Below are 26784 nucleotides of genomic sequence, written 5' to 3'. Positions count from 1 at the left end.
CACCCTGCGACGCCTATGAAGGAGGCATGACCAACGAGCGGACCGTTCCCCTGCTGCCGTGCGCGTCCATCGACGACATCGAAGCCTTCTACGGCGTCCTCGGTTTCCGCACCACGTACAAGCAACGCAAGCCCAACGCGTGTGTGGGGGTTCAGCGGGAAGACCTGCATCTGCAGTTCTTCGAGATCGCCGGATTCGACCCGGAGCAGTCCTATGGCTCCTGTCTCGTAATCACCCCGGACATCGAGGGACTACATCAGGCATTCGCAGCCGGCATGCGGGCCGCGTACGGCAAGGTGTTGGTGTCCGGAACGCCGCGGATGACGCGGCCCAGGGCGCGGAAGAACGCCGATGGGTTGGGCGGGTTCAGCGTCATCGACCCGGGCGGCAACTGGATCCGCGTGTTCCGGGACGCCACCGCCGCGCCCATACCGGCCGCCACGCCTGCCGGGCGGCTGGCGAAGGCGCTGGCGAATGCTGTCGTGCAGGCCGATTCCAGGGGAAGTGTCGAACAGGCCGTCCGGATCCTCAACAGCGCGTTGGCCCGCCCGCAAGCCGACGACGACCCGGTCGAGCAGGTAGAGGTCCTGGTCTACCGCGCCGAACTCGCGATGGTGCTGCACGATCCAGAGACTGCGGCGGAGATGCTGGCCCGCGCGCGGTCCGTCACGCTCAGGGAAGACGAATCCGAAAGGGCGGCATCGGCGTTCGACAACGCCGCCCAACTCGCAGCAGCACTGCGGTGACGAACGCCGCACTCAACCCGGCACAAGACGGTGCGGCTGACCGTCGTGCTGCCGACCGCCATCCCGATCAGCGCCAGGACCGCTCCGACGACCCACAGTCCGCTGTCGTCGCGCGATGCCGTCTGGTGGGACCAGGCGGCGGTGAAGGCGAGGGTCATCACGGGTGCCACCAGCCACGGGCCACGGCCAGGAACAGCCCGCACCGGGTGTGACGGAGGCCCGCGCCGAGCCGGTCGCCGACGGGACGCAGTCCGCATCCGCCTGGCTGGAGTTGCCATCCGAGTACGGGTACCGTCCGGACGCGCCCTGGACCGGCGGGCCATCCTGAGAGGAGCGCGACGACAACGCTGGGGCGGATCGGCGCCGCACCGAGCTGGCGGCCCGACGACGGGGAGGGAACACACACGTGGACGAGGCGTACCTGACGACCGCGCGGCAGATCGGTCTGTCGATCGAGGCTGGCGGCCGATCGGAGCCTGCTCGCTTCGTACTGCTGCTCGGCACCAGCCGGCACGAGTGTGTGCTGCAACCGGACGAGGTGGTCTTCGACGTCGGCGGGCGGCACCGCACCCGGATGTACATGCTGGACCGGTGGATCGCGCACCTGCACCGGCTGAGCACTACCGGGGGCGGTGCGGTCATGCTGCCGTACCACTTCGCCGACCAGTGCAGCGCCTGGCTCAGGGTCACCTCGCCGGACGGCGTCAGCGCAGAGGTCCAGGCGGGGTGGAGCGACCTCAGCGAGTTCGGCTTCGATCCGGAGACGTTCGTCGGCGAGGGCATGTTCATCGAGGATTTCCGTCCGATTCCTGATGCCCGGATCTCGGGCCCGCTCGATGACATCATCCGAGCTGTCGCGATCTCCCGTGACCAGGTGGCCGAACTCCACGATCTCTAGCGTTACTGAAGCGCGCCGGTCGGGGACGGGATCGGCGACTATCGGCGGTATGAGCGTGGACGTCGCCTGAGGTAGCTTCTGCGGATGCCTCATGATCCGTTGCAGGACATGCCCGCCGCATCTCGCGCGGAGCTGACGGCGGCTGTCTGCGCTGCCGTCGACACCGATCCGGCTACGGCGCAGGACATCATCCGCTCGACTGAGCCATTGTGGGATGCGATGGAACGAGCCGGTGGCCTCGTGGACTCGTGGGGTGGCGGCGAGTTCTGTTACGTCCTGCCGAGGGTCCTGTCGTTCATCCGGCAGACCGCAAATCCGAGCGCATTCGGCGATCCCTCTGACTCCTGACCAGCGCTACCGGACGGCACCTGACTCAAGCGATCGTGACGCTTCGCGACGCGCGGTCCGCGGCAGATCCGCGTGCCTGATCCTGGATCGCGCCAAGCGAGGACCGACGCGCCCACGTCGACACGTGCCCGACCGAGTCGGTACGGTCCAGCAGTGGAACAGGCGGTCTTCTGGCGCCTCGTCGAAGGGGCCCGGGCTGAGGCGGGCAGTGACACCGAACTCGTCGCTCAGGCGCTGCTTCGTCGACTTCGCGCGTTGACCCCGAACGAGATCGAGCAGTTCGAACAACTGTGGTTCCAGGCCCAGGATGAGCTCTACCGCTGGCCGGTCCGGGACGCTGGGACGCTGCTCCTCGGGCCCATCGATGATGACGAATTCATTGCCGTGCAAGACTGGATCGTTTCGCACGGGCGGCGAACCATGCGGCGCGTCCAGGACGACCCTGACAGCCTGGTCGAGTTGGCGTTCGACCGGCACAACGCCCGCATCGACTGGTTCTGCGGCCTCCCACTCGAGGCCCACATCGCCGCAACCGGAGCGCCCTTCGCCATCGACGGTCCTGCCGGACCCGACACACCGCGCGGAACTCCGGTCGACCTGACCGACGAGACCCGCACCAGACAGCGCTTTCCCAGGCTGACGGCCTACCTCAACGACAATCCGTGGATCGAGCGCCCATGGCAACGTGCGGCCGACTGACCGCCGTCCGAATCGTGGCAGATGTGCTCGTTCTTCCGCCGGAAGTGCCGCCGGGACGTCATTTTTGGTAATGCTGCACGACGCAGAACTCGTTGCTCTCCGGGTCGGCCATCACCAAGACCGCGCCCTCCGGGTAGTCGTGTCGCTCGCCGGTCCAGCGGCCGCCCAGCGTCCCGATCCGGTCCACCGCTTGACCGACGTCGGCGACGGTTATGTCCAAGTGCAGACGCGCCTTGCCGACCTTGGGCTCCGGTACCGGTTGGAACGTCAACACCGGCCCGCCGTCGGTAACGATGACTCGCCGCCAGCCGGGTAGGGATTCCATCACCCGGCCGCCGAGCACAGCGGACCAGAAGTCAGCCAGCTTCTGTGGGTCTTGGCAATCTATCGTGACGCCGGCAAACCTACCCATGGTCGTCGTCATGAGCCCTAACCTAGCCATACCCCAAGGCCCTCGCCAGGGAGCACGCAACTCGCAGAAGCGGGCTCCGCGAGGAAAGGGGCGGCACGCCTCTACCTGCGGCGCGTCGTGTTGGTCTGAACTCGCTCCATCATGGTCGGCTCAACCGGCCGTCACAGCATTCTCGCCTGCATCGATGGGCGAGCCGGTTCGAGCTAGTCGGAACGGGCGGCCCGGCGGACGACGAGGCTGACCGTCGTACTGCCCACCGCCATCCCGATCAGCACCAGGACCGCCCCGACGACCCACAGCCCGCTGTCGTCGCGCGACGCGGCCTGGCGGGACCAGGCGGCGGTGAAGGCGACAGTCATCACGGGCGCCACCAGCCACGGGCTGAGTCGCCACGCGGCCAGCGCGGCCAGCAGCACGAGCGTCAGCACGCAGCCGATCACCTGCCACGCCTCGTACGGGCCACTCGTCGCGCCGGTCCGCGCGTCGACCGTGTAACCGGTGTCCCAGCCCAGCCAGGCGAGCCACACCCCGACGGTGGCCACCGCCAGGAACAGCCCGCCGATCACTGCGCCCGTACGCGTCGCCGTCATCGAGCGATCATCTCCCGCAGCGACCGCGCGCGGGAACGCCCACCCGGCACAGAGTCAGGCACCCGTGGCGTCCCAGACGACGACGTGCACGACGAACGCCTTGTCGGCGCGGCTGTCGTTGGTGATGGTGGCGAACCCGAGGCGTCCCTCCGAGGTACGGAAGCACCAGTTCGCGCCGGGTGTGAAGGAGGCCCGTGCCGAGCCGGTGGCCGACGCGACGCAGTCCGCGTACGCCCGACCAGGGTTACCGCCGGAGTACGGGTACACGTTCGGCGCGTTGGCGACCTGGACGTTGTCGGAACGGATATCGCCCCAGTCGTGGTAGAGGTCGAGCCCGTCCGTCGCGCCGTCGGAGTGGTTCGTGACGACCCGCTGATCCGGCCGGTCGACGTCGACGGCGGCCTCCCGGGGCAGCACGACGTCTTGAACGACGAGGGTGCGGGGCGCGTCCGGGTTCGAACCAGAGGCGGCTTGGCTCGCGGGCGGCGCGGCGGGGCTGGTGGCCGGTGGGGATGCGGCGACCGCGGTGGGAGACGACGTCGACGGTGCTCCGGCGCTGGACGGCGACGTCGACGGTGCGTCGGCGGCCGGTGACGGCGTCGACGGGTGGTGGAGCTGGGTCGCCAGGACACCGCCGAGCAGCACGCAGCCCACTGCCAGCAGGGCGATCGCGACGCGGGTCTGCCGACGCCACAGCCAGAATCCGCCGAGCAGCAGGACCGCCGTCAGGGTGAGGGCGAACAACAGCACGTCCCGTTTGAGCCAGCTCTCCACCGCGGTCACCACACCGAGGACGTTGGCCGCCGCACCGATCACGAAGAGGGTCCGAAGCCGCCGGTCGTCGCTGTGACCGTCGGTGGTGGGGGAGTCTCCCAACGCGAACCTCCAATGTGGATGTGCGGCGATGGGCGGGCCGCCCCCGTCATGATCCCATCGAGGCGCTCGCAAGCGGGCCGGCGCGAACCGCGAGGTGGCGCGGAGGCGAGTCGGCTATCCGACCCCACGCCGGCGCGGCGTGATCTCTCATCGCGGGCACCCTGTTGCCCCCGCCGGGAACGATCCTCTACGGTCTGCTCAAGCGGTGGGCGGTGCGGTCCGCATCCGACCGACACCGCCGGGTGCCCGTCGTGCGGGCCGGGATGGTGGAGTCCCGGGCCACCTCGTCGACGGTCGTCTCGGCGGTCGTGTGATCCCAGTTCGTCCTCCGGGTGGTGCTGCCCGGAGCGGCTCAGCGCGGAGCCGACGGCGAGCCGGCCACGCCGATCCCCACCGGAGAATCCCGTGTTCCTCAGCCCGCACGAGCAGGACCGTCTGCTCGTCCACGTCGCGGCCGATGTCGCCCGCCGCCGCCGCGAGCGCGGCCTGCGACTCAACTATCCCGAAGCCGTCGCGATCATCACCGCTTTCCTGCTCGAAGGGGCCCGGGACGGGCGCTCGGTGGTCGACCTCATGTCGGCCGGCCGGACCGTGCTCGGCCGCGACGACGTCCAGGACGGCATCCCCGAGCTGCTGAGGGAGGTGCAGGTGGAGGCGACGTTCCCGGATGGCACCAAGCTCGTGACGGTGCACCACCCGATCCCGTGATCCCGGGGGAGATCCTGCCGGCGGACAGCCCGGTGGAGATCAACGTGGGTCGACCGGTAACCACCCTGGTCGTGGTCAACACGGCCGACCGTCCGGTGCAGGTCGGCTCGCACTACCACTTCGCCGAGGCGAATCCGGCCCTGGCCTTCGACCGGGGCGTCGCCTGGGGGCAGCGCCTGGCCGTACCGGCAGGCACCTCGGTCCGGTTCGAACCGGGCGTGAGCCGCAGCGTCGACCTGGTGCCGCTCGGCGGCGCGCGCGTCGTGCCGGGCCTGCGCGGCGAGTGCGCCGGCCCGCTGGACGCCGCCTCACCGGCCGCGCCGACGACCGACGCGCCGACGACCGACGGGCCAGCGCGGTGAGCGCCGTGCGGCGGGACCGCTACATCGATCTGTACGGGCCCACCACCGGTGACCGCATCCGGCTGGCCGACACGAGTCTGCTGATCGAGGTGGAGACCGACCACTGCGTGGGCGGCGACGAGGCAGTCTTCGGCGGTGGCAAGGTGATTCGCGAGTCGATGGGCCAGTCCCGGGCCACCCGCGCCGAAGGCGCCCTCGACACCGTCATCACCGGCGCGGTGGTGCTCGACCACTGGGGCGTCGTCAAGGCCGACGTGGGCCTGCGGGACGGACGGATCGTCGCCCTCGGTCGGGCCGGCAACCCGGACACCATGCCCGGCGTCCACCCCGACCTGGTCATCGGCCCTGCCACCGAGGTGATCGCCGGCAACGGCCGGATCCTCACCGCCGGCGCCGTCGACACCCACGTGCACTTCATCTGTCCGGAGATCGTGACCGAGGCGCTCGCCAGCGGCGTCACCACGCTCGTCGGCGGCGGCACCGGCCCCGCCGAGGGCACCCGGGCCACCACGGTCACCCCGAACGCCTGGCACCTGGCCCGCATGCACGAGGCGCTGGACACGCTGCCGGTCAACGTCCTGCTGCTCGGCAAGGGCAACACCGTCTCGCAGGAGGCGTTGTGGGAGCAGTTGCGGGCCGGCGCGGGCGGGTTCAAGCTGCACGAGGACTGGGGCACCACCCCGGCGGCCATCGACGCCTGCCTGCGGGTGGCGGACGCCTCCGGCGTGCAGGTGTCGATCCATACCGACACCCTCAACGAGGCCGGTTTCGTGGCCGACACGCTGCGCGCGATCGGCGGCCGGGCCATCCACTCGTACCACACCGAGGGTGCGGGCGGCGGGCACGCGCCGGACATCATCACGGTGGCCAGCGAGCCCAACGTGCTGCCGTCGTCGACCAACCCGACCCGGCCGTACACCGCCAACACCCTCGCCGAGCACCTGGACATGCTGATGGTCTGCCACCATCTCAACCCGTCCGTGCCCGAGGACCTGGCCTTCGCCGAGAGCCGCATCCGTCCCTCCACGATGGCCGCCGAGGACCTGCTGCACGACCTCGGCGCGATCTCCATCATCGGCTCCGACGCGCAGGCGATGGGCCGGGTGGGCGAGGTGATCCTGCGGACCTGGCAGAGCGCGCACGTCATGAAGGAGCGGGTGGGCGCGCTGCCCGGCGACGGCGCGGCCGACAACCACCGGGCCCGGCGGTACGTGGCGAAGTACACCATCTGCGCGGCGATGGCGAACGGGCTGGACGGCGAGATCGGCTCGGTCGAGCCGGGCAAGCTCGCCGACCTGGTGCTGTGGGATCCGGCGTTCTTCGGCGTACGACCACACCTGGTGATCAAGGGCGGCATGATCGCGTACGCCCAGATGGGTGACGCCAACGCGTCGATCCCGACGCCGCAGCCGATGCTGCCGCGACCGATGTTCGGGGCGTACGGCGTCGCGGCGGCGGCCACCAGCCTGGCGTTCGTCGCGCCGGCCGCCCTCGACGCCGGGCTGCGCCTGGACGTGCGGCGACGGGTGGTGCCGGTCGCCGACGTGCGCTCGCGGGGCAAGGCCGACCTGCCGGAGAACGACGCGATGCCCCGGATCGAGGTGGACCCGGACACCTTCACCGTGCGGATCGACGGGGAGGTGGTGGAACCGGACCCGGTGCCCCGCCTGCCGATGGCCCAGCGGTACTTCCTGTTCTGATGCCGACGTCGAGCCTGCTCCTGCTGCTCGCCGACGGTCGCTTCCCGGCCGGCGCGCACGCGCACTCCGGCGGCCTGGAGGCCGCCGTAGCCGCCGGCCGGGTGACCGACCTGGCCTCGTTGGAGGCGTTCCTCGTCGGCCGGCTGGCCACCGCCGGACTGGTCGGCGCGGCCTTCGCGGCGGCGGCCCACCGGGCGGTGACGCCGGCCGCGCCCGTCGGGCGCTCGGTCGGCCTCGGCCATCCCGCGCGCCGCGCGACCACGCCGACCGATCCGGGGGTACGCGGGAGAGCACCGGCCGACTCCGCCGTACGCGGGGAAGCGCCGGCCGAGGACAGCCCGCGCCGGACCGCGCTGGCGCGGCTCGACGCGGAGTTGGACGCCCGGACGGCGTCGCCGGCGCTGCGGGGGGTGTCCCGCCGGCAGGGCCGGGCCCTGCTGCGTGCCGGCCGGGCCATCTGGCCGGACGGGCCGTTCGACGACCTGCCCGCGACACCGCAGGGGGCGCACCAGCCGTTGGTGCTCGGGCTGCTCTGCGCCGCCGCCGGCCTGAGCCGCGTCGACACCGCCACGGTCGCCGCCTACGGAACGGTGACCGGTGCGGCCAGTGCCGGCGTACGCCTGCTCGGTCTCGACCCGTACCAGGTGCAGGCCCTGCTGGTCGGTCTCAGCGACCTGTGTGACGGCACCGCCGCCGACGCGGCGCGGGCCGCCGACGATCCACCCGAGCGGCTGCCCGCGGCCGCCGCGCCCCTTGCCGACATCTACGCCGAAGCTCATGCCACCTGGGAGGTGCGTCTCTTTGCGTCCTGACACCGTTTCGCCGACCGCTGTGCCCACTGCCGAACCGCACGACGAGACCGTTCCGCACACCCACCCCGAGCCGGGGGTGGACCCGCATCCGCCGCTGGCGCGGGCCGGCCGGGCGCTGCGCGTCGGCATCGGTGGGCCGGTCGGGTCCGGCAAGACCGCCCTGGTGGCGGCGCTGTGCCGGGCGTTCGCCGGGGAGCTGCGACTCGGCGTGGTCACCAACGACATCTACACGACCGAGGACGCCGACTTCCTCAAGCGGGCCGGCGTGCTGGACCCGAGCCGGATCCGCGCCGTGGAGACCGGCTGCTGCCCGCACACCGCCATCCGCGACGACATCGGGGCCAACCTCGACGCCGTGGACGAGCTGGCCGAGACGGTCGGCCCGCTGGACCTGGTGCTGGTCGAGAGCGGCGGGGACAACCTGACCGCCACGTTCAGCCGGGGCCTGGTGGACCGGCAGATCTTCGTCGTCGACGTGGCCGGCGGGGACAAGGTGCCCCGCAAGGGCGGCCCCGGGGTCACGTCCGCCGACCTGCTCGTGATCAACAAGACCGACCTGGCGCCCATGGTCGGGGCGGACCTGGCCGTCATGGACCGGGACGCGCGGGCCCGGCGTGGCGACCTGCCGACCGTGTTCCTGTCGATCGTCGGTGACCCGACGGCGGGTCGGGTCGCCGACTGGATCCGGCACGAACTGGCGCACCACGCGGCCCTGCACCCGATCGCCGCGCCGGCCGGCCCGGCCTGATGCGCGCGTTCGCCCGGGTGGTGGCCCGCGCCGACGGCCGGGGCGGCACGGTCCTGGCCGAGCTGCGCGGCGAGACGCCGCTGCTGCTGCGGCAGACGCCCGGGGACGGTCGCGCCGCGACCGTGTACGTGGTGGGCGGGGCAGCCGGCCCGCTGGCCGGCGACGACCTGCGCCTGGAGATCGACGTGGGGCCGGGGGCGGCGGTGCGGGTGCACAGCGTCGCCGCCTCGGTCGCCCTGCCCGGCCGGCCCGGCGCCGTGTCGCGGATGACGGTACGCGCCGTGGTGCACGACGGCGGCGCACTGCACTGGCTGCCCGAGCAACTGGTCGCGGCGGCCGGCTGCGCGCACCTCGCCGAGTCCCGGGTCGAGCTGGCCGCGGGCGCCAGGCTGACCTGGCGGGACGAGGTGATCTGCGGCCGGTACGGCGAGACGCCGGGTGCCGCCGTCGTGCACACCCGGGTCGACTACGACGGCCGGCCGCTGCTGCGCCAGTCGCTGGCGGTCGGCCCGGGTGCGCCCGGCTGGGCCGGGCCGGCGGTGCTCGGTGGCGCGTCGGCCACCGGGTCGCTGCTGGTGGTGGACCCGGCACGCCCCGCCGAGCCCGCGATGGTCGAGGGCACGCTCGCGCGGCTGCCCCTGAGCGGTGCTCCGGCGACGCTGTTCAGCGCCACCGCGCCCGACGCGCACACGCTCCGCGCCCACCTGGGTGAAGAGGTCGCCGCCTGAGCCGTGGACCGTTGTGCGGAATCTGCGCCCCGGCGCTCGCTTCGCTCCTATCCTCGGAAAACGTGCGATCGCCGGTCGCCGGATGGCTCACGAGGAGGCCGTGATGGGTGGCAAGGACCGACCCGAGGGCATCAGCCCGACAGCCGTGGAGGGTGCCCCCGGGCTGTGGCGTGTCGACCTTCAGCGGCACGACCTGAGCATCGAGGGCCGGGAGGTCGTGCAGAGCCGGGTCGAGTTCACGCCGGACTCGCCGCCGTTCAAGCACTTCCACCCCGGCGAGGAGATCATCTGCGTGCTCCAGGGGTCACTGGAGTACACCCTCGACGGTCAGCCGCCGGTGGTGTGCAACGTCGGTGACGCCCTGACCGTGCCGTACGGGGTCCACCACCAGGCCCGCAACGTCGGCGACGGGGTGGCCGTCGAGCTGGCCACGTACGTCGTCGAGAAGGGCAAGCCGCTGCTCACCAGGGTGGAGTGAGCCCGGCGTCAGCGGCGCGGACCGGCCGCTTCGGCGTGGTCGCGGCGACCGGCCGGGTCGAGCCGGGCGATCAGGTCGGCGAGGTCGTCGAGCAGGGCGGTGTCGGCCGGTACGCCCGCCTCGGCGAGGCTGGCCCGGACCCGCTCGTCGATGCGGGCGTGCTCACGGCGGCCCCTCGTCGTCAGGTAGGCCCGGATCCGTCGCCGGTCCAGCACGTCGATCCGCCGGAACACGAGGTTACGGTCGACGAGCTGGTCGACCAGCTTGGTGAGGGTGCCCGGCGGCAGCGACGCCTCGGCGGACACCCCGCTCATCGGGTGGCCCTGACCGTCGGCGAGCAGGCAGAGCACCCGCCACGCCTCGGGGGTCAGCTCGTCGTCGGCCAGTACGGCGGCCAACCGGCGGGAGAGCAGCCGTTCGGCGCGGGTGAGCGAGCGCAGCAGGTCGGCTGGCGCCCCGGGCACGTGTGACATGGAACTCCCTGGGCCGGTGGCCCTGTCATGGTAGCGAGTCGTCCCGGTCCGTGGTGAAGTCTGGTCTTCCGACCTGTGCCGGGCAATCATGTGCTCATGTCCGCGCCGGCACCGCCGTGGCTCACCGTCGATCGGGCCGTGGTCAGCATCGCGCTGGTGTACCCGATGCGCGGGCCGGCGGGAATGTTCGGTCCGACCTGCGAACTCTGCGCGCAGCTCGCGGTCGAGGAGATCAACGCCTGCGGCGGGGTGCTGGGCCGGGAGGTACGGCTGGTGCCGGTCGACGGTGGCGCCCCGCCCGCCGAGGTGGCCGCCGAGGTCGAGGCGCTGGTGTCGGTGGGCGCCGTGCAGGGCGTCACCGGTTGGCACATCTCCTCGGTGCGGCAGGCGCTCGCACCCCGGGTCGCCCACCGCGTGCCGTACGTCTACACCGCCCTGTACGAGGGTGGTGAGCGTACCGAGGGGGTCTATCTGACCAGCGAGACGCCGGACGCCCAGTTGTGGCCCGCCATGCGGCTGCTCGCGGGCGAGCAGGGCGTCCGGCGCTGGTTCGTGGTCGGCAACGACTACGTGTGGCCCCGGCGCACCGCGCGGGCGGCCCAGCGGTACGCGCTGCGCGGCGGCGGTCGGGTGGTGGGGCAGGCGTTCCTGCCGTTGGAGACGCACGACTTCGACGAGGTGCTGCGCCAGATCGAGCGCAGCGAGGCCGACGCGGTGGTGATGCTGCTCGTGGGCGCGGACGCGGTGCGGTTCAACCGGGCGTTCGGGCGTGCGGGGATGGACCAGCGCTGCCTGCGGCTGAGCACGCTGATGGACGAGAACATGCTGCTGGCCAGCGGCGTGGGCGCGACGCGGCGGCTCTACAGCACGGCGGGCTTCTTCGCCGGCCTGGTGACGCAGGAGAACCTGGACTTCCACGGCGAGTTCGCCCGTCGGTTCGGGGTGGAGGCGCCGCCGCTGGGCAGCCTGGGGGAGTCCTGCTACGAGGGCGTGATGCTGCTCGCCGCCCTGATCGCGCAGGCCCGCACCCTCGACGTACGGGCGATCGAGACGGCGGCCGACACGGTGGCGTACCACGGGCCCCGTGGTCGGCTGCGGCTGCGTCGGCGGCACGTGCGCCAGCGGATCTACCTCGCCGAGGCGGACGGCCTCGACTTCACCGTGCTCGCCCAGCTCTGACCGCCCGTCCGGACCCTTGACAGGCCCACCCGGCCCGGTCCTAAGATACTTCCTGCGTGAAGGATCTGGCTCGGGCCGGGTACGCGCGATTCTGTGTCCACCGTCGGCGGAAATCTGTCCGCCGACCATTGTGGTGGCCTTTTCCGCGTCGATTCAATCATTGTCGGCAGCCTCCTGCGAAGGCGATGCCGGGCATTGTGGTGTGCGCAATCTCCACGTGCCGGGAAACAGTCAATTAAGGACTGGGAAACACTCACGCAATCATGCCGGTCGACGCTTTGCGTGCCCGTACCCGATGCGATGACCACCGGCGACGTCCACCCGTCGACCTCGGCATCGCCCACGTCAGCTCCACCGGACCGCACCGACCGTCCTTTCGCTACTTGAGTGCACCGCAGGGAGATTAGATGTCACTTCTTTGGGGCCGCCGCATCCTGGCGGGTGCCATGACCCTCGTCGCCGCGGCCGCCATGACCGCGTGCGGCAGCAAGACCAGTGACGAGGGCGGCGCGGCCGGCGTCACCGCCGACGTCTCCGGCGACACCGTCAAGGTGGGACTGCTCAACTCGCTCTCCGGCACCATGGCGATCAGCGAGGTCACCGTCCGCGACTCGATCATGCTCGCCGTCGAGGAGATCAACGCGGCCGGTGGCGTCCTCGGCAAGAAGATCCAGCCGGTCGGGGAGGACGGCGCCTCGGACTGGCCCACCTTCGCCGAGAAGGCCGAGAAGCTCATCTCCGAGGACCGGGTCGCCGCCGTCTTCGGCTGCTGGACGTCGGCCAGCCGCAAGGCGGTCAAGCCGGTGTTCGAGAAGAACAAGGCGCTGCTGTTCTATCCGGTGCAGTACGAGGGGCTGGAACAGTCGCCCTACATCTTCTACACGGGCGCGACGACCAACCAGCAGATCGTCCCCGGGCTCGACTACCTCAAGGCCCAGGGAACGAAGTCGGTCTACCTGGTCGGCAGCGACTACGTGTTCCCCCGGACGGCCAACAAAATCATCAAGGCGTACGCGGCGGCGAACGGGATGACGGTGGTCGGCGAGGATTACGCGCCGCTCGGGTCCACCGAATTCGGCACGATCGTCAACAAGGTCAAGTCCTCCGGTGCGAAGGCCGTCTTCAACACCCTCAACGGTGACAGCAACGTGGCCTTCTTCAAGGAGTACAAGTCGGCCGGGCTGACCGCCACCGCCATGCCGGTGGTGTCGGTGTCCATCGCCGAGGAGGAGGTCAAGGGCATCGGCACCCAGTACCTGGAGGGTCAGCTCACCGCCTGGAACTACTACCAGACCACGCCCGGCGCGGCGAACAGCAAGTTCGTGGCCGCGTACAAGGCGAAGTACGGCGCGGACAAGCCGACGAGCGACCCGATGGAGGCCGCCTACGTCAGCGTCTACCTGTGGAAGGCGATGGTCGAGAAGGCCGGCGCGTTCGACGTCGAGAAGGTCCGCGCCGCCTCCGACGGGATCACCTTCGACGCGCCGGAGGGCCTGGTCACCGTCGACGGCAAGACCCAGCACATCGCCAAGACCGCCCGCATCGGCAAGATCGGCGCGGACGGCCTGATCACCGAGGTGTGGAACTCCGGCAAGCCGGTCGCACCGGACCCGTACCTCAAGACCTACCCGTGGGCGAGCGGCCTGAGCTGACGACGCCGGCCCGGGCGGGTGACGCGACGACGCGCGCCCTGCCCGGGCCCCCCGACCAGCAGTACGGAGTACCCACCGTGACAGTCCTCTTCGGTCAACTCTTCACCGGCATCAGCATCGGCGCGGTGCTGCTGCTCATCGCGCTCGGGCTCGCGCTGACCTTCGGCCAGATGAACGTCATCAACATGGCCCACGGCGAGTTCATCATGGCCGGCGCCTACACCACGTACGTGCTGCAACAGAGCATCACCGGCGCCGGAGTCTCCCTGCTGGTGGCGTTGCCGGTGGCGTTCGTGGTCGCCGGCACGATGGGTGTGCTGCTGGAGATCCTGCTGATCCGCCGGCTCTATGCCCGCCCGCTGGACACCCTGCTGGTCACCTGGGGCGTGTCCCTGATGCTGCAACAGCTCGCCCGGGACGTCTTCGGCAGCCCCAACGTGCAGACCCGCGCGCCGGACCTGCTCACCGGCAACGTGGCGTTGCCCGGCGGGCTGACCGTCGCCAACAACCGGCTGTTCATCCTGGCCCTGGCGCTGGCCGCTGTCGCCGCGCTCACCCTGGCGCTGCGGCTCACCCCGTTGGGGCGTCGGATCCGCGCGGTGGTGCAGAACCGCGACCTCGCCGCGGTGTCCGGCATCCCCACCGCCCGGGTCGACCGGACGACGTTCTTCATCGGCTCCGGCCTGGCCGGGCTCGCCGGGGTGGCGCTCACCCTGCTCGGCCCGATCGGCCCGACCATGGGCACCAACCTGATCATCGACGCCTTCCTGGTCGTCGTGGTCGGCGGGATCGGCCAGCTCAAGGGCAGTGTGATCGTCGCCTTCGCCCTCGGCGTGCTCCAGGCCACCGGGGAGTACCTCACCACCCTCAGCGTCGCCAAGGTGATCGTCTTCGTGGCGATCGTCGCGTTCCTCCAGTGGCGGCCACAGGGCCTGTTCACCCTGCGGACCAGGAGCCTCGCATGACCGCCGTGACACCAGCGCCGCCGAGCACCGTCAGCACAGCGGCCCCGGCCGACGCCCCGCCACCGAAGCGGCCCGGTGGTCGCTCGCGGCTGCGTACGCTGGCCGGCTTCGCGTTCGGCGCGGCGCTGCTGTTCGCCGTCGCGCCGCTGGCGCTGTCGGACTTCCGGCTGGCCCTGCTCGCCAAGTACCTCTGCGTCGCCATGGTGGCCGTCGGCATCGGCATCGCCTGGGGTCGGGGCGGCATGCTCACCCTCGGGCAGGGCGTCTTCTTCGGCCTCGGCGGCTACGCGATGGCCATGCACCTCAAGCTCGCCGACGCGGGTCCCGGTGGGATGCCCGACTTCATGCAGTTGTACGGGCAGCTCGACGAACTGCCCGTGTGGTGGCGGCCGTTCGCCAGCGCGTGGTTCGCGCTGCCCGCCACGGTGCTGCTGCCGATGGCCGTCGCGTTCGGACTCGGCTCGCTGGTGTTCCGCCGTCGCGTGCGCGGCGCGTACTTCGCCATCCTCAGCCAGGCCCTCGCCGCCGCCATGGTGATCCTGCTGATCGGTCAGCAGGGGACCACGGGCGGCACCAACGGGCTCACCGACATCCAGGGCTTCTTCGGGTACGACCTGGACGACCCGGTCAACCAGCGGATGGTCTACTTCATCATCGCCGGCGTCCTGCTGGCGCTGCTCGCCCTGGCCCGCCAGCTCATGCACAGCCGCTACGGCGAGCTGCTGGTGGCGGTGCGCGACAGCGAGGAGCGGGTCCGTTTCCTCGGCTACGACCCGGCGTCGGTCAAGCTCGTCGCCTACGTGGTCGCGGCCGGCATGGCGGGCCTGGCCGGCGCGCTGTTCGTGCCGGCGGTGGGCATCATCTCGCCCGCCCTGATCGGCATCGTGCCGTCGATCGAGTTCGTCATCGGGGTCGCGGTGGGCGGCCGGGCCACGCTGCTCGGTCCGGTACTCGGCGCGGTCGCGGTGGCCTGGGCGCGTACCGCCCTCTCCGAACGCTTCCCGGGCACCTGGACGTACCTGCAAGGGTTGCTCTTCGTGGTGGTGGTGGCGTTCCTGCCCGGCGGCCTGGCGTCGCTGTGGGCGCTGGCCCGCCGCCGCGACGCGGACCCCGCGGCGCGGCGGAGCTGGTGGTCGGCGCTGGGTCGGCGACGCGCGGAGCGGGCGGAGGTGGCGGCTCCATGAGTGAGGACCGGCTGGACGGGTTGTCCGTCCGTGACGTGCGGGTCAGCTTCGACGGTTTCACCGCGGTCGACGGCGTCTCGCTGGAGGTCCCCGCCGGGGACATCCGATTCCTGATCGGGCCGAACGGCGCGGGCAAGACCACCCTGGTGGACGCGATCACCGGCCTGGTGCGGGCCACCGGCTCGGTCCGCTTCGGCGACCAGGAGCTGCTGGGTCGCCCGGTGCACCGGATCAGCCGCCTCGGCGTCGGACGGACGTTCCAGACGTCGACGATCTTCGAGGAGCTGTCGGTCGTGCAGAACCTCGACATCGCGGCCGGCGCGCGGCGGAGCTGGGCCACCCTGGCCCGGCGTCGGCGTGGCATCCCCGACGAGGTGGCCGCCGCGCTGGACACCATCGGGCTGACCGGCCGGGCCGACCAGCTCGCCGGCACGCTCGCGCACGGTCAGAAGCAGTGGTTGGAGATCGGCATGCTGCTGGTGCAGGACGCGCGGCTACTGCTGCTCGACGAGCCGGTCGCCGGGATGAGCCACGAGGAGCGCGACGCCACCGGCGCCCTGTTGGAGGCGGTGAGCCGCGACCGCACGGTCGTGGTGATCGAGCACGACATGGACTTCCTGCGTCGGTTCGCGCGCAGCGTCACCGTGCTGCACGCGGGGAAGGTGCTCAGCGAGGGCACCGTGGCGCAGGTCCAGGCGGACCCGCGCGTGCAGGAGGTCTACCTTGGCCACCCGGTCGACGCCGGGTCGGTCTCCACCGGTCTGGAGGCATGATGCTGACCCTGCGTGGGGTGCACGCCGGTTACGGACGTTCCCGGGTGCTGCACGGGGTGGACCTCGCCGTCCCGCCCGACGGGGTGGCCGCGGTGCTCGGGCACAACGGCGCCGGCAAGAGCACCCTGCTGCGGGTCGCGGCGGGCCTGCTGCGCCCGACCGCCGGCACGGTCGAGCTGGACGGCGAGGACGTCACCCGGCTCGCGCCGCACGAGCGGGTGGCGCGCGGGATGGCGTACGTGCCGCAGGGTCAGCAGTGCTTCCCGCACCTGACGGCGGCGGAGAACCTGCGCCTGGTCGCCGACGGACGGCGTGACGGCGCGGTGGCCACGGCGGAGGTGCTGGATCTGTTTCCGGCGCTGCGCCCGCTGCTGCGGCGGCGGGCGGGGCTGCTCTCCGGCGGCCAACGCCAGCAGCTCGCCATCGCCCGCGCGTTGATCACCCGACCGCGGCTGCTCATGCTCGACGAGCCGACCGAGGGCATCCAGCCGTCGGTGGTCGCCGAGATCCAGGAGCGGATCGTCGAGCTGACCCGGCAGTCCGGCTTCAGCGTGCTGCTGGTCGAGCAACACCTCGGGTTCGCGCTGCGGGTGGCGAACCGCTACCACGTTCTCGAATCCGGCCGGGTCACCTCGCACGGCGACGGGGGAGTCACGGCAGAGCGGGAGGTGCGCGCGGCCCTGGCGGTCTGACGTGACCTTCGGCGGAGCGTGGCCGGGCGGCACGCTCCGGTTCGTAGAATCCCTGCCATGGCGCAGATCGTCGAGTTGCTGGCCTCGCCCGTGCACCGTTTCCTGGGCCGACCCAGCGACGGCCCGGCGCCCGCGCCACCCGGCGAGCTGGTCGACACCGTCGAGATCCGGGCCGGTCTCGGTATCGTCGGCGACCGCTACTTCGGCAAGCCGGCGCACCGCGACGCCAGCGTCACGGTGATCGCCCAGGAGTCGTTGCCGGCCGGCATCGGGCTGGCGCAGGTGCGTCGCAACATCCTCACCACCGGCCTCGCGGTGGACGAGCTGATCGGCCGGGTGCTGGTCCTGGACTCCGGCGACGGCCCGGTCGGCCTGCGGGTGAACCGGGCCGCGCGCCCCTGCGCCTGGATGGACGTCACCGTCGGTCCGGGCGCCTGGAAGGCGCTGCGGACCACGGGCGGCGTCCGTTGCACGCCCCTGCACGACGGGGTGCTGCGCGTCGGCCCGCTGACCGCCACCGTGAGCTGACCGGCGCTCAGACCTGGCTGATGTGCGCGGCGAGGACGCGCCACCCGTGGGGGTCGTCGTGCACCCAGGTGCGGGTGTAGCGCAGGCGGGCGGTGAACGGCGCGCCGTCGAACACCCCGGCCACCCGGGCCAGGCAGAACGTCACGCCGGTCGTGCCGACGACGAGCAGGTCCAACTCCTCCTCGACGAGGTCCTCGACGACCGAGGTCCGCTCCCGGTGCGCGGCGAGGTCCTCCGCCTTGGCGTGCTTACGGCCGTCGGGGCCGATCGCGATCAGTTGATCGACCAGCAGCTGGTCCAGGGCCGCGACGTCACCGGCCCGCTGGGCGGCCTGCAGGGTGCGTTCGGCGTCGAGCAGCTCCGCCTCACGTGCGCTGTCCGGCATGGTGCCGTCCTCCTGACTGTCGCGCGAATCGTCAACGGAAGTCTTCTTGCGAGGGATAATAGGCTTATGCCGGACTATCTCGACGGTGACGTCGAATGAGCGCTGCTTCCGACCCGCCCGGCCAGCAGGCCGGGCTGCCCACCGTGGTGCTCGTGCACGGGGCCTTCGCCGACTCGTCGAGCTGGAACGGGGTGATCGCCAACCTCAAGCGCCGGGGCTACCCGGCCATCGCCGTCGCCAACCCGCTGCGCGGTGTGCAGGAGGACGCGGCCTACGCCCGCTCCGTGGTGGACAGCGTCGACGGTCCGGTCGTGATGGTCGCGCACTCGTACGGCGGACTGGTGATCACCGAGGCCGCGGACGGTGCCGCGAACGTCAAGGCCCTGGTGTACGTCGCCAGCGTCAGCCCGGACGTCGGCGAGAGCGTGGTCGACCTGGTCACGAAGTATCCCGGCAGTCAGCTCGTCACGTCCGTGAAGATGGTGCCCTTCCCGCTGCCCGGCGGTGGAACGGCCATGGACCAGTACATCAAGCAGGACCGGTTCCCAGCCGTGTTCGCCGCCGACGTCGACCCCGAGGTCGCCGAGCTGATGGCGGTCACGCAGCGACCGGCCTCCGAGCAGGCCCAGACCGGGTCCGTGCAGAAGGCGGCCTGGAAGAGCATCCCGTCGTGGACCCTGATCAGCACCCAGGACCAGGGCATCCCGCCGGAGCTGCAACGCTTCCTGGCCCAGCGGGCCGGGTCCACAGTGGTCGAGGTCGACGCGTCGCACGCCGTGGCGGTCTCGCAACCCGGCCCGGTCGCCGACCTCATCGACACCGCCGCCCGCGCCACCATGGGCTAGCCGCGGGCGCTGCCACTAGGCTTCGTGCCATGGCGGACCAGGACCGTCCGGGCACGCACGCCGTCGACGCGAGGCGACCGGTCGAAGCGGTCGTCCGGGAGATCCTCGCGGTGGTCCCGGCCGGGTGCACCTGGCTGGTGCCGGTGCCCGACGACCGGCGGGCCGTCGCCGACTGGCGGATCGCGGCGACCAGCGGGCAGAGCCACGACATCTACGGTCGGGGTGTCGACCGGGTCGGCGCCTGCCTCAGCGAGTTGTACCCCAGCATGGTCGGCGGGCCGCTCTGGCAGCTCTACGAACGGGTCTTCAGCACCGGGTCGTCCGGCCGCCTGGCCGACTTCCGGTACGCGGAGAAGCGTACCGCCGGCGTGGTCGCCGACTCGCTGTTCGACGTCGAGGTGCACCGCGTCCTCGGCGGCCTGCTGGTGTCGTGGCAGCGGCTCGACGAGGACCGCCGCCGCCTGGACCGCACCGAACTGCTGGGCAGCCTCGGCTGGGCCGAGTACGACCTGGCCAGCGGGGTGAGCCAGTGGTCACCCGGCATGTACCGCATCTTCGAGCGGGATCCCGCCCTCGGGCCGATGTCCCGCGCCGAGCAGACCGCCGCCCTGCTCCCCGACGACCACATGCTGCGCGAGGCGGCGTGGCAGACATTGGAGGGCGGGGAGTCCTCCGACGTGACGGTCCGGTTCCAGACCACCGGCGGGGTGCGGCACCTGCGGATCCTCTCCGACGTGTCCCGGGACGCGGACGGCGTGCCGTTGAAGATCCACGCCGTGGTGCAGGACGTGACCGCCCGGGTCGACTCGCGCACGGCCATCGAACGGCTCAACGACCAGTTGCGGACGCGGGAGATGACCGCGCTGGCCGAGCACCGGCTCGCCGGGCAGTTGCAGAACCTCATCCAGCCCGTACCCCGCGATACGTTCGCCCTGCCCGGCATCGAGGCGGTGGTCAACTACCTGCCGGCCGAGAGCACGGCCCAGGTCGGCGGTGACTGGTACCACGCGCAGGCCCTGCCGGACGGCACGGTCGTGCTCGCCGTCGGCGACGTCGCCGGTCACGGCCTGGACGCGGCGAGCGGGATGGCCCACCTGCGCTTCGCCCTGGTGTCCTGGCTGTCGATCGGCATCGGGGACCCGTCGGTGCTGCTCGGGCACCTCAACCGGCTCTGCGGCCAGCTCTCGATCACCGCCACCGCCGTGGTCGCCGTGTACGACCCCGCCACCCGGGCGCTCTGCTGGGGTCGGGCCGGGCACATGGCCCCGCTGCTGGCCCGCGCCGGTCGGACCGACCCGCTCGAATGCCCACCGGGTCTGCTGCTGGGCGCGGTCGCCGACTCGACGTACCCGGTGCTCACCCCGCGACTGCGCCCCGACGACCTCGTGCTGTTCTACACCGACGGTCTGGTCGAGCGCCGGGAGCCCGAGCAGGACCGGCTCCGGCAGGTACGCGCCACCCTGTCCGCGCTCAGCGCGACGCCAGGGGAGCAGACCCTCGCCCGGCTGCGGAATCTGCTGCACCACCCCAGTCCGGACGACGACACGTGCACCCTGGCCGTGCGCGTGCTGCCCTGACCCGCGCCCGGCTCACCGCGACAGCCGGATCCGGACCACCGTGCCCGCACCGGCGGAGAACACCCGTACCTCGTCGCAGATCTGCTCGACGATGGCCAACCCACGACCGCGTACCGCGTTCGCGGCGGGCATTTCCCGGCCGAGCGCCCGCGCCGGCCCCTGGTCGACGACGTCGCAGAAGACCTGGTCACCCTCAGCCCAGAGGCGGATCCGGCCGCCGCCGGTGGTGTGCTGCAACGTGTTGGTCGCCAGCTCGCTGACCGCGAGCGCCAGCAACTCCACCCGCTCGGCCGGCAGGCCCCGCGCCGTGCCGCCCTGGCAGACGAACGCGCGCACCGCGCGTAGGTCGGCCGCCACCTCGTACGTCATCGTGTCGGTGCGCGGGGCGGACGGCGGCTCCTCGGCCACGGCGTGAGCCTTGGGTCGGTCGGCCGCCATCAGCCCGCCAACCACGGGTCGTCGGCGGGCGGACGCAGCAGGGTCCCCACGCCGGTGATGTCGAGGACGGCCGCGACCGGGCCGGAGGCGTTGACCGCGTACAGGTGCCGGCCGTCGGCGCGGGCCGCCTGGTGGGCGGTCACCAGGCCGTGCAGGCCGGTGGAGTCGAGGAACCGCAGCCCGCCGACGTCGACCACCACCACGTTGGCGGCGTGTACCGCCGCGGACAGCACGGTCGTCAGCTCCGGCTGGGCCGCCAGGTCGCACTCACCGGTCAGCGTGACCACGATCCGCCCGGGTGCCGTGGACGTGCGGGCCTCGAAGTGCGCCATCGGACAGCAGCACCCTTTCTCGTCGCGTCGGCCGTTGTCCGGACATCATGTCACCCGGTGGCCGTTCGGCCGTGTCCTCCGTTCGGCGGTTGATCAAGAAGACGCGGTCCATTGTGCGAGGGCGGACGGGTCAGGACCCCGTGTCGAACGCGACGGACTCGCTCAGCTCACGCCACCGCGCGTCCGACGCGGCGAGCGCCTGAGCGACCGTCGCGGCGGCCGCCACGGCGTCGGCGCCCAGGAGCAGCCGTGCGGGTGGGTCCTCGACGAGCGTGATCTCGATGATCGCCCGCGCCGCCTTCGCGGGATCGCCCGGCTGGTTGCCGCTGGTGCGGCGCATCCGCTCGACGACCGGCTCGATCACCGGCCGGTACGGCTCGGTGGTCGGCAACATGCTCATCGACGTGCCCGCCCAGTCGGTGCGCAGCGCGCCCGGCTCGACCGTGGTGATCCGGATTCCGAACGAGGCGACCTCGGTGGCGAGCACCGCCGAGAAGCCGGCTACCGCCCACTTGGCGGACTGGTACGCGCCCAGGCCGGTGCTGGCGACCCGGTCGCCCACGCTGGAGATCTGCACGACGTGCCCGCGCCCCTGCTCCCGCAGCACCGGCAGGGCGGCGCGGGTCAGGTTGACCACCCCGAAGAAGTTGGCCTCGATCTGCGCCCGGAAGGCGTCCTCGGACATGTCCTCGATCGCGCCGACGTCGGCGTACCCGGCGTTGTTGACCAGGACGTCCAGCGCGCCGAACGCGTCCACCGCCGCGCGTACGGCCGCCCGGGCGGCGGCCGGATCGGTGACGTCGAGCGCGATCGCCCGGACCTGGTCGCCGTACCGGTCGATGAGGTCGGCCAGCTGCGCGGGGTTGCGGGCGGTGGCGACGAGCTGGTCCGCGTCGGCCAGCACCGCCTCGGCGAGCGCCCGACCGAGCCCTCGCGAACAGCCGGTGACGAGCCAGACTCGCGGCACGACATCTCCTCCTGACGGGTGGGCGCGGTCGCTACGGGCGGATGTCCAGGGCGCCGATCAGACCGTCGCGCAGGGTGAACCGGTACCGCAGCTCGACCGGACTGCCCGCGAAGTCGCCCGACACCCGCGTGAGAACCAGGTAGGAGTCGCCGGCCTGGGGCGTGACCCGTACCGGTTCGGCGGTGTACGCGTACTCCGCCATCGTGCGCTCCCGCCAGGAGCGGATGGACGGTCGGCCGTCGTACAGCCGGTCCTCGTCGGCCACGCTCGCGGTGTCCGCGAAGCAGGCGACGAAGGCGTCCACGTCCCGCTCGTCGACGGCCTGGAAGTACCGGTCGATCACGTCGGGCAGCTCGACCGCCATCTGCTCCTCCTGCGGCCCGGGCCGCCGTCGGGCGGCCACCGTGGTCCGGTCCGACCTCACGGTACGAGACCCGGCGGGTGGGGCGCGGCGCAACCGGCAGAACCGCCGCCGGGGCGCCCTGCGGGTTTGTCGCCGCCCGGCCCGGGTAGCCACGCGTCCCGGCGACGGAAGGGGCGGATCCATGGCCGAACTGGCGTTCGTCGACAAGGTGGCGGCACGGGCGGGTATTCCGCCGGCCGAGGCACGCCCGCTGACCGAGGCCGTGCTGCGGACGCTCACCGAGCGCCTCAGCGGGGGAGAGGCCACCGCGCTCGCCCCACACGTGGCCGACGAGCTGAGTCCGCTGCTGGTCAAGGCCGCCGAACCGCCCGAGACATTCGGGTACGACGAGTTCCTGCGCCGCGTCGCCGATCGCGCCGGCACGAACCGGGCCGAAGCCGAGCGGGGCGTACGGGCGGTCCTGGAGACGATGCACCGGGTGGTCGGGCACCGGGAGTTCTCCGACGCCCTGGCCCAACTCCCGGCGGATCTGCGGGCCCTGGCGCAGCCGCTGCCGCACGGCCCCTGACCGACGCGCCTGATGCGTCAGCGGCGGCCGCGACGAGCCGGACGGCGGTTCGTTCCGCCACGCGGTTGCGCGGTGCCGCTGCGCGGGCGGGGAGCGCCGCCGCGTTGGCGGGCCGCACCCGCCGCGGGCCGTGCCGCCGGGCGACGGCGGGCCGCCACGACGATCAGTGTGCCCACGACGGCGACGATGACGGCGGGGACCACCCACGGCGGGAGCCCGCCTTCCTTCGCGGGGGCCGGCGTCACGGCGGGGGGCGTGACCGCCGGGTCGAGTGTCGCGGCTGGCACGGCGGACGCGGACGCGGTGCCCTCGGCCTGGGCCAGCAGGGCGGGATCGGGGCCGTTCGTCGGCGCCGTCCAACCGGCCGGGGCCGCCGTGCTCGGCCCCTGGTAGTCGAAGGTGACGGTGCCGCGTACCGCCTCACCGTCCGACGCGACCGTGAGGTAACTGGCGGTGTAGCGGCCCTTCGCCGGCCAGTGCGCGACGGCCACCATCGCGGGGAAGCCCGTGTGGTACAGCCGCGGCTCGAAGGTGCCGTTGACCATGAAGTACTCCTGGACCGGCTTGTCCAGGCGTTTCGGCTCGCCGTACGACCAGCCGCTGTCCACCCGCGACCCGTTTGGCCCGGTGAGGGTGAAGTGCGCGTTGGTGGCCGGCTTCTCGGTGAAGTACAGCCCGACCCGCTCGAGGGGCTGGCGTACCACGGTGCCGGTCAGCGGGGTGGAGGTCGCCAACTGGCCGTGCGCGGACGCCGGGGCGGCGGGCAGCGCCAGCGACGCGACCACCAGCGCGGCCAGCACCGCCAGGGCGCGACGCACGACATTACCGACAGTGACCAGCCTCGATCGCATTCGTTCATCATGGTCATTTCCCCGCCGCCGAACAAGACGTAGAGTTCACCCTCCGACGATCACCTCGACACCCCGTCCCCCCGCGTCGTTCGGAGTCCACCCGTGTCCGTCCCCGGTTCGCCCACCGCCCGCTCCGCCGTCCTGCTGGTCACCGGTCTGCTCACCGCCGTGCTCGCCACGGGCTGCGGCCAGGACGACGACCCGTCCGTGGCCGCTCCCTCCGCGGCCCCGACATCCGCCGCCGCGCCGACCACCTCGGCCGAGCCGAGCACGGCCGACAGCCCCACTCCCACCCCCGCGGCCAGCACCCCCGCCGTCGACCGGGAGATCACCGTGACCATCGCCAAGCGACGGATCACCCCGCCGACCGGCCGGGTGACCGTGACCAAGGGCCAGTCGGTCCGGATCACCGTCACCTCGGACGTGGCCGACGAGCTGCACGTGCACGGCTACGACCTGGGCGCCCGCCTCCCGGCCGGCACCCCGGGCTCAGTGGAGTTCCGGGCCGACAAGACCGGGCTGTTCGAGGTCGAGACGCACGAGACCGAGCTGGTGCTGTTCCAGCTCGTCGTCCGCTGACCTCCGATGTCCGCCGCACCCACGCTGCTGGCGCACGGCGTCGGCGGCCGTCAGGACCTTCCGATCACGCTGAACGAACTCGTCGTGGCCGCCGCCCTCACCCTGGTCGTCACGTTCGTCGCGCTGGGCGTGCTCTGGCGCGAGCCACGCCTGGACCGGGACGCCTCAGGTGGTCGGCCGGTGCCGGACCGGCTGGCCCGACTCGTCGACGCGCCCGCGTTCCGGTGGGTCCTGCGCGCACTGGGCCTGTTCGCCACCGGCTGGTTCTGCGTCGGCCTGCTCGCCGGGCCAGACACCCCGGAGAACCCGACGGCCGGAGTGCTCTACGTGCTCCTCTGGGTCGGCCTGGTGCCCGTCTCGCTGCTGTTCGGTCCGGTGTGGCGGGCGGTCAACCCGCTGCGTACCGTGCATTTGCTCGGCGCGCTGGCGGCCCGGCGCGACCCGGCGCGCGGCATCCGTGACCTGCCGGCCGGTCTGGGCCTCTGGCCCGCCGCGCTCACCCTCTTCGGGTTCGTCTGGCTCGAACTGGTCGCGCCGGACCGGGCCACCCTGCCGGTCATCACCGCGTGGCTGGTCGGGTACGCCGTGGTGCTGCTGGCCGGCGCCGTGGTGTTCGGGGCGGGCTGGTTCGACCGGGCCGACCCGTTCGAGGTCTACAGCGCGCTCGTCGGCCACCTCGCTCCGGTCGGCCGGGCCGCCGACGGTGTGCTGGTGTGGCGCAACCCGCTCGACGGGATCGCCGGGCTGCGGCCCCGCCCCGGGCTGGTCGCCGTCGTGGTCGTGCTACTCGGCTCGACGATGTTCGACAGTCTCTCCAACGCGCCGGCCTGGCTGCGCTTCGCCCAGGAGAACGGGCTGCCGTCGGTGATCACCGGCAGCGCGGGACTGGTCCTGGTCATCGGGGCCGTCGGGGTGGCGTACCTCGCCGCCACCGGCGTCGCGGCCCGCGTCGGCCGCACCGGGCGGACGGACGGCGACGCGGACGCGGGGCGGCGGGTGCCGGGCGAGATCGCGCACTCGATCGTGCCCATCGCGGTGGGCTACGTGGTGGCGCACTACTACTCGCTGCTGGTCCTGGAGGGTCAGCGCACCCTCGCCCTGCTGTCCGACCCCCGCCACACCGGCGCGGACGTCTTCGGCACCGCCGGCTGGGAGCCGCACACCGCGTTGGTGACCCCGTCCGGGGTGGCCAACCTCCAGATCACCGTCATCGTGGTCGGGCACCTGCTCGGCACCCTGCTCGCCCACGACCGCGCCCTGTACCTGTTCCCCCGGGCGCGGGCGGTCGCCGGTCAGCTTCCGCTGCTCGCGCTGATGGTCGCCTACACCGTCGCCGGCCTGCTGCTGCTCTACGCCGGTTAGGCCGTTGACAGAACCCGAAGCCGGTCGCTGGTTGCCCGCCGCCCGCGGACCCGTGCTCCGGCCGGACCGGAGCCGCCCGCTGCATTGAGCGTGATGCCTCTGAGTCATCAAGATGACGCACAGGCATCACGCTCGACGTGGTGTCCGCCGGCCGGGCAGTCCGCCGTCCGCGCCCGCAGACGAGGATGGTGGCGTGGACTCCGCTCTGAAGCGTTACCTCGACGATCTCGTGGACACCGCCCGGAACGTGCTCGACGACGAACTCGTCGGCGCGTACGCGGCCGGTTCGGTGGGACTCGGCGCGTACCAGGCCGGCCGCAGCGACGTGGACGTGGCGCTGGTCTGCGCCGGCCCGCTCACCGACACCGTCAAGCGGACGCTTGTGGCGCGACTGCGACACGAGGCCCTGCCCTGTCCGGCGCGCGGGCTCGAACTGGTCGTCTACCAGCGGGCCGTGGCCGCGGCCGGCAGCCCCGAACCCGGGTTCGAGGTCGAGCTGAACACCGGCCGCGCCATGCCGTTCCGCCGCACTCTCGACCCGGCCGAGCGCCCGAGCGCCGACGGTCGGTTCTGGTACGGGCTGGACCGCAGCATCCTGCGCCAGAGCGGACTGGCGTTGCTCGGTCCGCCAGCGTCCGAGGTCTTCGCCGACCTCACCCCGGCCGACCTGCGGCGCCTGCTGGTCGAGGCGCTGACCTGGTGGCTGACCCTGCCGACGCCGCCGGACGACCGGCCCGCGCCCGGCGCCGAGGACGCCGTGCTCGGCGCCTGCCGGTCGCTGGTGCGGCACCGCGACGGCGTCTGGCTGTCCAAGCTGGCCGCCGGTCAGCGGCTCGTCGACACCGGCGATCCCGCCGAGGTCGTCCGCCGGGCGATCGCCGCCCGGCACGGCGGTCCACCGCCCACCGGCTCCGCGGCCCGCGCCTTCCAGCAACGGGTACGCGCCGAGATCGCCGGCTGACCCG

The 26784-nt window shown here is 72.3% G+C and carries 34 protein-coding genes; 24 read left to right on the top strand and 10 right to left on the bottom strand.

Annotation, left to right across the window (positions count from 1 at the left end):
- Positions 1 to 26: 26 nt before the first annotated feature.
- The 4 genes from ACN269_RS05685 to ACN269_RS05670 all read left to right on the top strand — a co-directional run bounded on the left by ACN269_RS05685 (position 27) and on the right by ACN269_RS05670 (position 2691).
- Complete coding sequence (locus ACN269_RS05685; RefSeq protein WP_421471379.1) at positions 27 to 746, top strand: VOC family protein; 720 nt, start codon at positions 27 to 29, stop codon at positions 744 to 746.
- Between the two features lie 406 nt (positions 747 to 1152).
- Entirely contained in the window at positions 1153 to 1644 is a 492-nt protein-coding gene (locus tag ACN269_RS05680; RefSeq protein ID WP_421471378.1) for a hypothetical protein, read from the top strand.
- Positions 1645 to 1728: 84 nt separating this feature from the next.
- Entirely contained in the window at positions 1729 to 1992 is a 264-nt protein-coding gene (locus tag ACN269_RS05675; RefSeq protein WP_421471377.1) for a hypothetical protein, read from the top strand.
- A gap of 153 nt (positions 1993 to 2145) precedes the next feature.
- A complete protein-coding gene (locus ACN269_RS05670; RefSeq protein ID WP_421471376.1) occupies positions 2146 to 2691 on the top strand; it encodes a DUF4240 domain-containing protein in 546 nt (181 codons plus the stop codon).
- Positions 2692 to 2749: 58 nt separating this feature from the next.
- On the opposite strand, the gene ACN269_RS05665 is transcribed toward ACN269_RS05670, so the two are convergent.
- From ACN269_RS05665 to ACN269_RS05655, 3 genes are all read right to left on the bottom strand, one after another.
- The gene (locus ACN269_RS05665; protein ID WP_421471375.1) at positions 2750 to 3115 is read right to left on the bottom strand and encodes a VOC family protein; all 366 of its coding nucleotides are present in this window, start codon (positions 3113 to 3115) and stop codon (positions 2750 to 2752) included.
- Positions 3116 to 3306: 191 nt separating this feature from the next.
- Positions 3307 to 3693 carry a hypothetical protein gene (locus tag ACN269_RS05660; RefSeq protein ID WP_421471374.1) on the bottom strand — a complete coding sequence of 129 codons (387 nt, stop codon included), beginning with the start codon at positions 3691 to 3693 and terminating at the stop codon, positions 3307 to 3309.
- 54 nt (positions 3694 to 3747) lie between these two features.
- Positions 3748 to 4569: a hypothetical protein gene (locus tag ACN269_RS05655; RefSeq protein WP_421471373.1), complete on the bottom strand. Its 822-nt coding sequence runs from the start codon at positions 4567 to 4569 to the stop codon at positions 3748 to 3750.
- A 405-nt stretch (positions 4570 to 4974) separates the two neighbouring features.
- On the opposite strand from ACN269_RS05655, the gene ACN269_RS05650 reads away from it, so the two are divergent.
- From ACN269_RS05650 to ACN269_RS05620, 7 genes are all read left to right on the top strand, one after another.
- Positions 4975 to 5277, top strand: a complete 303-nt coding sequence (locus tag ACN269_RS05650) for an urease subunit gamma (RefSeq protein WP_222957358.1) — start codon at positions 4975 to 4977, stop codon at positions 5275 to 5277.
- Positions 5274 to 5639: an urease subunit beta gene (locus tag ACN269_RS05645; RefSeq protein WP_421471372.1), complete on the top strand. Its 366-nt coding sequence runs from the start codon at positions 5274 to 5276 to the stop codon at positions 5637 to 5639. Before ACN269_RS05650 ends, ACN269_RS05645 begins: the two co-directional genes overlap by 4 nt.
- Positions 5636 to 7339 carry an urease subunit alpha gene (locus ACN269_RS05640; RefSeq protein WP_421471371.1) on the top strand — a complete coding sequence of 568 codons (1704 nt, stop codon included), beginning with the start codon at positions 5636 to 5638 and terminating at the stop codon, positions 7337 to 7339. The genes ACN269_RS05645 and ACN269_RS05640 overlap by 4 nt, the downstream gene beginning before the upstream one ends.
- On the top strand, positions 7339 to 8151 hold the full coding sequence (locus ACN269_RS05635) for an urease accessory protein UreF (RefSeq protein ID WP_421471370.1): 813 nt from the start codon (positions 7339 to 7341) through the stop codon (positions 8149 to 8151). The genes ACN269_RS05640 and ACN269_RS05635 overlap by 1 nt, the downstream gene beginning before the upstream one ends.
- Positions 8141 to 8899 (top strand): urease accessory protein UreG, encoded by a 759-nt coding sequence (gene ureG, locus ACN269_RS05630; protein WP_421471369.1) that lies wholly within the window; start codon positions 8141 to 8143, stop codon positions 8897 to 8899. Before ACN269_RS05635 ends, ureG begins: the two co-directional genes overlap by 11 nt.
- Positions 8899 to 9627 carry an urease accessory protein UreD gene (locus ACN269_RS05625; RefSeq protein ID WP_421471368.1) on the top strand — a complete coding sequence of 243 codons (729 nt, stop codon included), beginning with the start codon at positions 8899 to 8901 and terminating at the stop codon, positions 9625 to 9627. The genes ureG and ACN269_RS05625 overlap by 1 nt, the downstream gene beginning before the upstream one ends.
- Before the next feature lie 82 nt (positions 9628 to 9709).
- Positions 9710 to 10105 carry a cupin domain-containing protein gene (locus tag ACN269_RS05620; protein ID WP_421471367.1) on the top strand — a complete coding sequence of 132 codons (396 nt, stop codon included), beginning with the start codon at positions 9710 to 9712 and terminating at the stop codon, positions 10103 to 10105.
- A gap of 8 nt (positions 10106 to 10113) precedes the next feature.
- On the opposite strand, the gene ACN269_RS05615 is transcribed toward ACN269_RS05620, so the two are convergent.
- On the bottom strand, positions 10114 to 10578 hold the full coding sequence (locus ACN269_RS05615) for a MarR family winged helix-turn-helix transcriptional regulator (RefSeq protein ID WP_421471366.1): 465 nt from the start codon (positions 10576 to 10578) through the stop codon (positions 10114 to 10116).
- A gap of 96 nt (positions 10579 to 10674) precedes the next feature.
- Between ACN269_RS05615 and ACN269_RS05610 the strand changes: the two genes are divergently transcribed.
- The 7 genes from ACN269_RS05610 (at position 10675) to ACN269_RS05580 (ending at position 17551) form a co-directional block, all read left to right on the top strand.
- The gene (locus tag ACN269_RS05610) at positions 10675 to 11757 is read left to right on the top strand and encodes a substrate-binding domain-containing protein (protein WP_421471365.1); all 1083 of its coding nucleotides are present in this window, start codon (positions 10675 to 10677) and stop codon (positions 11755 to 11757) included.
- 407 nt (positions 11758 to 12164) lie between these two features.
- Positions 12165 to 13409 carry an urea ABC transporter substrate-binding protein gene (urtA, locus tag ACN269_RS05605; protein ID WP_421471364.1) on the top strand — a complete coding sequence of 415 codons (1245 nt, stop codon included), beginning with the start codon at positions 12165 to 12167 and terminating at the stop codon, positions 13407 to 13409.
- A complete protein-coding gene (gene urtB, locus ACN269_RS05600; protein ID WP_421471363.1) occupies positions 13388 to 14374 on the top strand; it encodes an urea ABC transporter permease subunit UrtB in 987 nt (328 codons plus the stop codon). The genes urtA and urtB overlap by 22 nt, the downstream gene beginning before the upstream one ends.
- Complete coding sequence (gene urtC / locus ACN269_RS05595) at positions 14371 to 15558, top strand: urea ABC transporter permease subunit UrtC (RefSeq protein WP_421471362.1); 1188 nt, start codon at positions 14371 to 14373, stop codon at positions 15556 to 15558. Before urtB ends, urtC begins: the two co-directional genes overlap by 4 nt.
- Positions 15555 to 16331, top strand: coding sequence for an urea ABC transporter ATP-binding protein UrtD (gene urtD / locus ACN269_RS05590; protein WP_421471361.1), 777 nt, complete (start codon positions 15555 to 15557; stop codon positions 16329 to 16331). The genes urtC and urtD overlap by 4 nt, the downstream gene beginning before the upstream one ends.
- Positions 16331 to 17023 carry an urea ABC transporter ATP-binding subunit UrtE gene (urtE, locus tag ACN269_RS05585; RefSeq protein ID WP_091427612.1) on the top strand — a complete coding sequence of 231 codons (693 nt, stop codon included), beginning with the start codon at positions 16331 to 16333 and terminating at the stop codon, positions 17021 to 17023. Before urtD ends, urtE begins: the two co-directional genes overlap by 1 nt.
- Positions 17024 to 17080: 57 nt before the next feature.
- On the top strand, positions 17081 to 17551 hold the full coding sequence (locus tag ACN269_RS05580; RefSeq protein WP_421471360.1) for a molybdenum cofactor biosysynthesis protein: 471 nt from the start codon (positions 17081 to 17083) through the stop codon (positions 17549 to 17551).
- Between the two features lie 7 nt (positions 17552 to 17558).
- On the opposite strand, the gene ACN269_RS05575 is transcribed toward ACN269_RS05580, so the two are convergent.
- On the bottom strand, positions 17559 to 17936 hold the full coding sequence (locus tag ACN269_RS05575; protein WP_421471359.1) for a nuclear transport factor 2 family protein: 378 nt from the start codon (positions 17934 to 17936) through the stop codon (positions 17559 to 17561).
- 95 nt (positions 17937 to 18031) lie between these two features.
- On the opposite strand from ACN269_RS05575, the gene ACN269_RS05570 reads away from it, so the two are divergent.
- Positions 18032 to 18781: an alpha/beta fold hydrolase gene (locus tag ACN269_RS05570; RefSeq protein ID WP_421471358.1), complete on the top strand. Its 750-nt coding sequence runs from the start codon at positions 18032 to 18034 to the stop codon at positions 18779 to 18781.
- A gap of 29 nt (positions 18782 to 18810) precedes the next feature.
- Positions 18811 to 20358, top strand: coding sequence for a PP2C family protein-serine/threonine phosphatase (locus ACN269_RS05565; protein WP_421471357.1), 1548 nt, complete (start codon positions 18811 to 18813; stop codon positions 20356 to 20358).
- A gap of 12 nt (positions 20359 to 20370) precedes the next feature.
- Here the strand turns inward: ACN269_RS05565 and ACN269_RS05560 are convergent, their stop codons facing one another.
- The 4 genes from ACN269_RS05560 to ACN269_RS05545 form a co-directional block, all read right to left on the bottom strand.
- On the bottom strand, positions 20371 to 20766 hold the full coding sequence (locus ACN269_RS05560) for an ATP-binding protein (RefSeq protein ID WP_421471356.1): 396 nt from the start codon (positions 20764 to 20766) through the stop codon (positions 20371 to 20373).
- Positions 20767 to 20795: 29 nt separating this feature from the next.
- Positions 20796 to 21128, bottom strand: a complete 333-nt coding sequence (locus ACN269_RS05555; protein WP_421471355.1) for an STAS domain-containing protein — start codon at positions 21126 to 21128, stop codon at positions 20796 to 20798.
- A 130-nt stretch (positions 21129 to 21258) separates the two neighbouring features.
- Complete coding sequence (locus ACN269_RS05550) at positions 21259 to 22095, bottom strand: SDR family NAD(P)-dependent oxidoreductase (RefSeq protein WP_421471354.1); 837 nt, start codon at positions 22093 to 22095, stop codon at positions 21259 to 21261.
- Between the two features lie 31 nt (positions 22096 to 22126).
- Positions 22127 to 22519: a nuclear transport factor 2 family protein gene (locus tag ACN269_RS05545; protein ID WP_421471353.1), complete on the bottom strand. Its 393-nt coding sequence runs from the start codon at positions 22517 to 22519 to the stop codon at positions 22127 to 22129.
- Between the two features lie 121 nt (positions 22520 to 22640).
- On the opposite strand from ACN269_RS05545, the gene ACN269_RS05540 reads away from it, so the two are divergent.
- Positions 22641 to 23027, top strand: coding sequence for a DUF2267 domain-containing protein (locus tag ACN269_RS05540; RefSeq protein ID WP_421471352.1), 387 nt, complete (start codon positions 22641 to 22643; stop codon positions 23025 to 23027).
- A 17-nt stretch (positions 23028 to 23044) separates the two neighbouring features.
- Here the strand turns inward: ACN269_RS05540 and ACN269_RS05535 are convergent, their stop codons facing one another.
- Positions 23045 to 23845 (bottom strand): copper resistance protein CopC, encoded by an 801-nt coding sequence (locus tag ACN269_RS05535; protein ID WP_421471351.1) that lies wholly within the window; start codon positions 23843 to 23845, stop codon positions 23045 to 23047.
- A 135-nt stretch (positions 23846 to 23980) separates the two neighbouring features.
- On the opposite strand from ACN269_RS05535, the gene ACN269_RS05530 reads away from it, so the two are divergent.
- The 3 genes from ACN269_RS05530 to ACN269_RS05520 all read left to right on the top strand — a co-directional run bounded on the left by ACN269_RS05530 (position 23981) and on the right by ACN269_RS05520 (position 26780).
- On the top strand, positions 23981 to 24457 hold the full coding sequence (locus ACN269_RS05530; protein ID WP_421471350.1) for a hypothetical protein: 477 nt from the start codon (positions 23981 to 23983) through the stop codon (positions 24455 to 24457).
- 6 nt (positions 24458 to 24463) lie between these two features.
- Positions 24464 to 25819, top strand: coding sequence for a hypothetical protein (locus ACN269_RS05525; protein ID WP_421471349.1), 1356 nt, complete (start codon positions 24464 to 24466; stop codon positions 25817 to 25819).
- A 193-nt stretch (positions 25820 to 26012) separates the two neighbouring features.
- Positions 26013 to 26780, top strand: coding sequence for a nucleotidyltransferase domain-containing protein (locus tag ACN269_RS05520; RefSeq protein ID WP_421471348.1), 768 nt, complete (start codon positions 26013 to 26015; stop codon positions 26778 to 26780).
- Positions 26781 to 26784: the final 4 nt, after the last annotated feature.

It is taken from the genome of Micromonospora sp. WMMD736, from assembly GCF_049179015.1.
Lineage (GTDB): Bacteria > Actinomycetota > Actinomycetes > Mycobacteriales > Micromonosporaceae > Micromonospora.
Note: the sequence above shows the minus strand (reverse complement) of the source record. Positions and strands in the feature narration are given on the sequence as shown.